This window comes from Mycobacterium sp. (assembly GCF_019247635.1).
Taxonomy (GTDB): Bacteria; Actinomycetota; Actinomycetes; order Mycobacteriales; family Mycobacteriaceae; genus Mycobacterium.
On record NZ_JAFBAR010000006.1, the window covers coordinates 1 to 5,265 of the forward strand.

The following is a 5,265-nucleotide window of genomic DNA, read 5'->3' on the forward strand; positions in this document are numbered from 1 at the left end:
AGCGACGAGGTGCGCTCGTCGGGCAGGTAGCGGATGGCGACGACGTTGAGGTCATCGATGCCGGCGGGTGCATTGGCGGCCCACTCGCGCGCGATGCCGTCGCGTCTGAATTCGGCTGGGCCGCCAAGCTGTTCGAGTACGGTGAGCTGCGAGTCCGCGCGCCCGTGGGCGTTCAACAACGCCGCCAGCGCCTTGGGCGTGGTCCGGTCGGTGGACAGCACGATCGCCTGACCGCCGCGCCGGATGGCGGTGTGGGGCTCGGCGGTGACCAGACTGATCACCTCGGTGTCCTGGACGCTCCAGCCCATCCGTGCGCAGGCCAGGGTCACCGCCGAGACATGCGGCAGGACGCGAACTTTGGCTGCCCCGAACAGCCGGATGAGGGTGCCACCGACGCCGTGCAGCAACGGGTCGCCGCTGGCGACGACGTGGATGTCGGGCCCTTCTGCGGGCAGGCGTTGCAGTGCCGGCAGCATCGGCGACGGCCACTCGCGCCGTGTCGCGGTGATAGTGTTGTCGAGCAGGTCGAGTTGTCTTGGTGACCCGTAAATTACTGTGGCGCTTTGTAATTCAGATCGTGCCTCTTGCGAGATCCCGGGCATGCCGTCGGCACCGATACCGACAACGACGATCATCGCGGCATCCTCCGCCACACAGATTGCGGCAGCAGCTTCATCACAACAGACGCAGGCCCCAACGCCCACGGGATCCAGACCGTGCGTCGGCCCTTGGCCAGCGCGCGTGCGGTAGCTTTGGCCACCTGCTCGGGTGTACTCGGCAGCGGTGCAGGCGACATGCCCTGCGTCATACGCCCGATGACGAATCCCGGCCGCGCTACAAGCAGCCGCACCCCGGTGCCGTGCAGCGCATCGGCCAAGCCCCCGGCGAACCCGTCGAGGCCGGCCTTGGCGCTGCCATAGACGTAGTTGGCGCGACGCACGCGCGCGCCGGCGATCGAGGAGAACACCACCAGTGATCCTTTGTTGGCCGCCCGCATCGCGGTCGCCAGGTGGGTAAGCAGGCTGACCTGCGCGACGTAGTCGGTGTGGACGATGGCGAGCGCGTGTGCGGCGTCTGCCTCCGCGCGGGTCTGGTCGCCCAGGATCCCGAAGGCCAGCACCGCGGTGCCGATGGAACCGTGCTTTTCGATGATCGTGGCGACCAGCGGGCCGTGGGAGGCCAAGTCGTCGGCGTCGAACTCCACGGTGTGGACCGCAGCGGCCCCGGCTTGGCGCAGGGTGGACTCCTCTTCGGCGAGCTGGTCGGCTTTGCGTGCGGCGAGAATCAACGTCACCCCTGGGGCCAGCCGGCGGGCCAGTTCGATGCCGATCTCGCTGCGACCACCAAGAACCAGGACCGGACCTGCGACCGTGTCATCCACGGCTGCGATTATCACCTGCGCTAGCGTGGGTGCCGATGGCGAATACCACAACCCGGCTGACCGACGACGCGCTGGCGTTTCTCTCCGAACGGCATCTGGCCATGTTGACCACGCTGCGTGCCGACAATTCGCCACATGTGGTGGCCGTGGGGTTCACCTTCGACCCCAAAACGCATATTGCGCGGGTCATCACTACCGGCGGGTCTCAGAAGGCGGTCAACGCCGATCGCGGCGGGTTGGCCGTCCTGAGTCAGGTGGACGGCGCACGGTGGTTGTCGCTGGAGGGCCGCGCGATCGTGAACAAGGACGTCTCCGCCGTCCGCGATGCCGAGCTGCGCTACGCCCAGCGCTACCGCACGCCGCGCGCCAACCCGCGACGTGTGGTCATCGAGGTGCAGATCGAGCGAGTGCTCGGATCGTCGGATCTGCTCGACCGGGGCGGCAAGTAGTTCCTGCCTTTGGCCTGAATTGACCGGCAATCCCGCGGTGGTTAGCCTCACCAGCGGCGCATTCGGGCGTAGCCGCGTCGTGCGGGCTCGCGCCCGAGTCCAAGTCCGAGTCCACGTCCGAGTGCGGATTTCGCCATCTTAGAAGGCCGGTGCGAGTGACTGACAACCTGAGCGAATGTCCGGAACTCCTTGCGGGGCAAGCGAAGTTGGTTCGTTGTGCTGGTTGGGGCGGGGGAAGGTCATGAGCGGTGGCGACGACCAGGTCAAGATCATCCTTGACCAGCTCGCCCGGCTGCTCGGCTTGCCGCCGCCACCGCCGATCACGCCCGACCAGCTGGCGTCGGGCGGCTCGAACATCAGTCAATTGCTCAGGATGCTCGGCCTGGCCGCCAACAGCGGCGATCCCGCCGACGTCGCCGCGGCACAGGCCGGCTACGACGAACGCGAGGCCAAGGCCGAGGACGCGCTGGCCAAATTCCCGGCCAATGAGGAGCAGGCGTCTGCCCAGCTGGCCGGCGTCGGCGGTTCAGGCCAAATGTCGCAGATGACGCAGCAAATACCGCAGCTGGCGTCGGGGATCGCGGGCGGAATTGCCGGGGCAATTGGTGGTGCGCTGCAACCGCTGGCCCAGATTCCGCAACAGGTCGCTCAGGCGGGTCAGCAGGCCCTGCAAATGGGAATGGGCGCGCTGCAGCACGGCGAAGGAGGCGCGGGCGCGAGCGAGGCCGTTCCCGGTGAGCTACTCGGTGCCGAAGGCGGCCACCTGGGCGGCGGTGAACTCGGCAAAGTGGGGGGCGGGGGCGGTGAGGCTCTGGGAACGACCACCCCGACCGCGATGCTGTCGCCGCTGCCGGCGCCGTCAGCCGGAACCGTGCCTGCGTCGTCGCACGCGGTGTCGTCGGCACCCCCCACGGCTCCCGAGCCCGCGACAGCGCCGAAAGGCGCGATGGGGGCGATGCCGATGATGCCGCCGGGTGCGATGCCCGCTGCCGGAACGGGCGGCGACACCAAGCCCGAGACCAAACGCGTTGTCGCGCCTGGGGTGAAGAACGGCGCTCCGGTGCAGGGGCGTATCACCATGCCGCCGCCGACGCCCGAGGTGGTCAAGCGGGTCGAGGGCAAACCCGTTGCGACTCGCCGGATCCTGTTGCCTGAGCGCAAACGTGACGACGGGGGTTGACGGTGGCAGCGACGGGCTGTGGCGGCCCGGTGTGAGTGTCGGCGCGGAGACCGAAACGATCCGCTTGGCACGATAAATTGCCGCGCGAAGTCCTAAGGATTCGATAGCTCCTGAATTGCCGCTCTTATTGTTGTGTATTTTGACATTTCAATAATGCGAGTTCCGAGATCTAATCTAATTTCGGTCTAATCCTTCCGCCTATATTCGGCCGCCTGAGCGGGTTAATCAGGCAACGGTGACTACCGCGATTACGCATGAGCGATACGATCAGCCCGTGTCGAACCCGCCGCTCCCGGCCTCTGCGCCGTCTGGACCGCCCCCCTGGCCTCCTGGGCAGCTGACCGCTCCCCGGCGGCGGTGGCCGCTGTTTGCGGTGCTCATCGTTGCCCTGGTGGCGACGCTGGCGGTCGCGATCGTCGGCTGGTTTCGCCCCGTGCCGACGAGTAAGCCACCAGCAGCTCCGACGTATACCAGCCAGCAGGTTGCCGACGCGAAGGCGAAAGTTTGTGCGGCGTACGAGAAAGTGCATGAAGCGGTTCAGACCAATTTCGCACGTGACAAAGGCACTGACCCAAACCAACAGCTCTTAGTTGCGGTGACCGGCCAACAAGCACTCGTAGCAGGCAGCGTGTATCTTCAGACGACACTTTCAGAACAGCCAGCGGCTCCCCCTGATCTGACGGCCGCAGTGCGAAAACTTATCGACGTGTTCCAGAGCCTTACGATTGAATATCTAAATGGGCGTGGTAGCCCTGACGTAGATCCCTCGCTTCGCGCTGGCGACGAAGCTACTTTAGCGATTGAAGGAATCTGCAAATGACTGACTTTCCACCAGGCACATGGTCATCCTTAATCATCGGCGATCAGTGGCCCGACGCCCAGGATGTCATAGCGCTAAACCATGGGACTAGTAACCGAGGGTTGCTCAAAACTGAATTCACGGAGTTTGCGAACATACTTAAACAGGCACAATCCGGCCCACTTAACGAACAGCGAGGTCATACGGTTGAGGATCTACGCAATGAATTCCGTTTGGGTGAGCGCCACGCTCGACGAGTGGCGGACAAGAACGGCATAAAGGAAAACGCGTACGCCACAGCGCGCGACAGCATGTTAACTCTCCGGCACGATCTGACCAGCTTAGCCGACGCGGGTAACAAAGAAATCGAAGAGATCCAAGACTCCAACGAGCCGGCCGAAATGAAGGTCGCGCAAATTGTTGCCGCAATACAGCAATACCGGACTTTAGCGAATCTGACCGCCGCGAAATACAGCGGCAATGTGCTTGATGCGATGCAACGGATCCTCGATGAGGAGGGAAGCGGCCAGTCTGCACGACAGTTCGCCCAAACACACGGCCTGGATGTAGGCCGGATGTTCACACAGCACGGCGACCAAAACAGCCTGACGGAGCAGGTGCAAGGTGCGCTAAAACCCGGCTCAGTACTTGGGGTCGCTCCAGGACCCAATTCGACCGAACCAGGGTCCCCTCTGCCAGGTGCACACCCGGTCGCTGGTGCATCCAGCTCGGCCGTCGGGATACCTGAGGGCTGGAGGCCACCGTCATCAGTCCCGGCCCCCCTGCCGCCCGGTCAAGTAGGCCTTGGCACTGCGATGGGCCTCCCCGCTGGCTACCACCCGGGGATGCCGTCTTCCACACCAGCACGGCCATCCACATCAGCACCGGCGGGCGCACCCGCTCCACCGACGGCGGAAGGACCCTGGACATCGGCGATTCGCGGCCCCGGCGCGTTAATGCCACCACTCCCATCCCCAGCCGCGCCATTAGCGAGCGCACCTGGATCCCTCCTGCCTTCTGGCGCCTCCCCCACCCCACCCCTCACCCCCACCGAATTGGTCCAAGGCTTCGACAAAGGCATGCAGACGGGCACGCCATTCTCCGCAGCGGAACCCCTGCCGTCGGCGCCCGTATCGCCGACTCAACAAATCCCCGACCCCCCGCCAACGGCTCCATCCCCGACGGCGAACGTCCCAGTTCACGCGCAGGCGTTGGACACACCAGCGCCGCTTCAGCACCACTCGGCACCAGAAGCGCCACCGCCAACGCCGCTGGTCGCCGCGCCAGCGCCACCGGCGGCAGCCACACCCATACCGACAGGTGCGCTGCCTGCTTACGCCTCTGACCTGCGGCCAACGATTCCGGCAGGCACAACTCCGGCTGCACCAGCGACCACGCCGTCACCACCTTCGGCGACACCGAGCTCGGCGTCGGTGCACCCCTCGGGAGGGCAGGC

5 protein-coding genes are annotated in these 5,265 nt (G+C 65.4%); 3 read left to right on the forward strand and 2 right to left on the reverse strand.

The genetic code is table 11. The features are described from left to right. On the reverse strand, positions 1 to 635 hold a 635-nt coding region (gene cbiE, locus JO236_RS00900), incomplete at its 3' end, for a precorrin-6y C5,15-methyltransferase (decarboxylating) subunit CbiE (protein ID WP_293323441.1). After that, on the reverse strand, positions 632 to 1,381 hold the full coding sequence (locus JO236_RS00905; protein WP_293323444.1) for an SDR family NAD(P)-dependent oxidoreductase: 750 nt from the start codon (positions 1,379 to 1,381) through the stop codon (positions 632 to 634). The genes cbiE and JO236_RS00905, both read right to left, overlap by 4 nt. A 29-nt stretch (positions 1,382 to 1,410) precedes the next feature. On the opposite strand from JO236_RS00905, the gene JO236_RS00910 reads away from it, so the two are divergent. The 3 genes from JO236_RS00910 (at position 1,411) to JO236_RS00920 (ending at position 3,830) form a co-directional block, all read left to right on the forward strand. Next, complete coding sequence (locus JO236_RS00910) at positions 1,411 to 1,830, forward strand: F420-dependent biliverdin reductase (protein WP_293323446.1); 420 nt, start codon at positions 1,411 to 1,413, stop codon at positions 1,828 to 1,830. Between the two features lie 241 nt (positions 1,831 to 2,071). Continuing rightward, the gene (locus JO236_RS00915; protein ID WP_293323449.1) at positions 2,072 to 3,010 is read left to right on the forward strand and encodes a hypothetical protein; all 939 of its coding nucleotides are present in this window, start codon (positions 2,072 to 2,074) and stop codon (positions 3,008 to 3,010) included. 391 nt (positions 3,011 to 3,401) lie between these two features. After that, positions 3,402 to 3,830: a hypothetical protein gene (locus JO236_RS00920; protein ID WP_293323452.1), complete on the forward strand. Its 429-nt coding sequence runs from the start codon at positions 3,402 to 3,404 to the stop codon at positions 3,828 to 3,830. Positions 3,831 to 5,265: the final 1,435 nt, after the last annotated feature.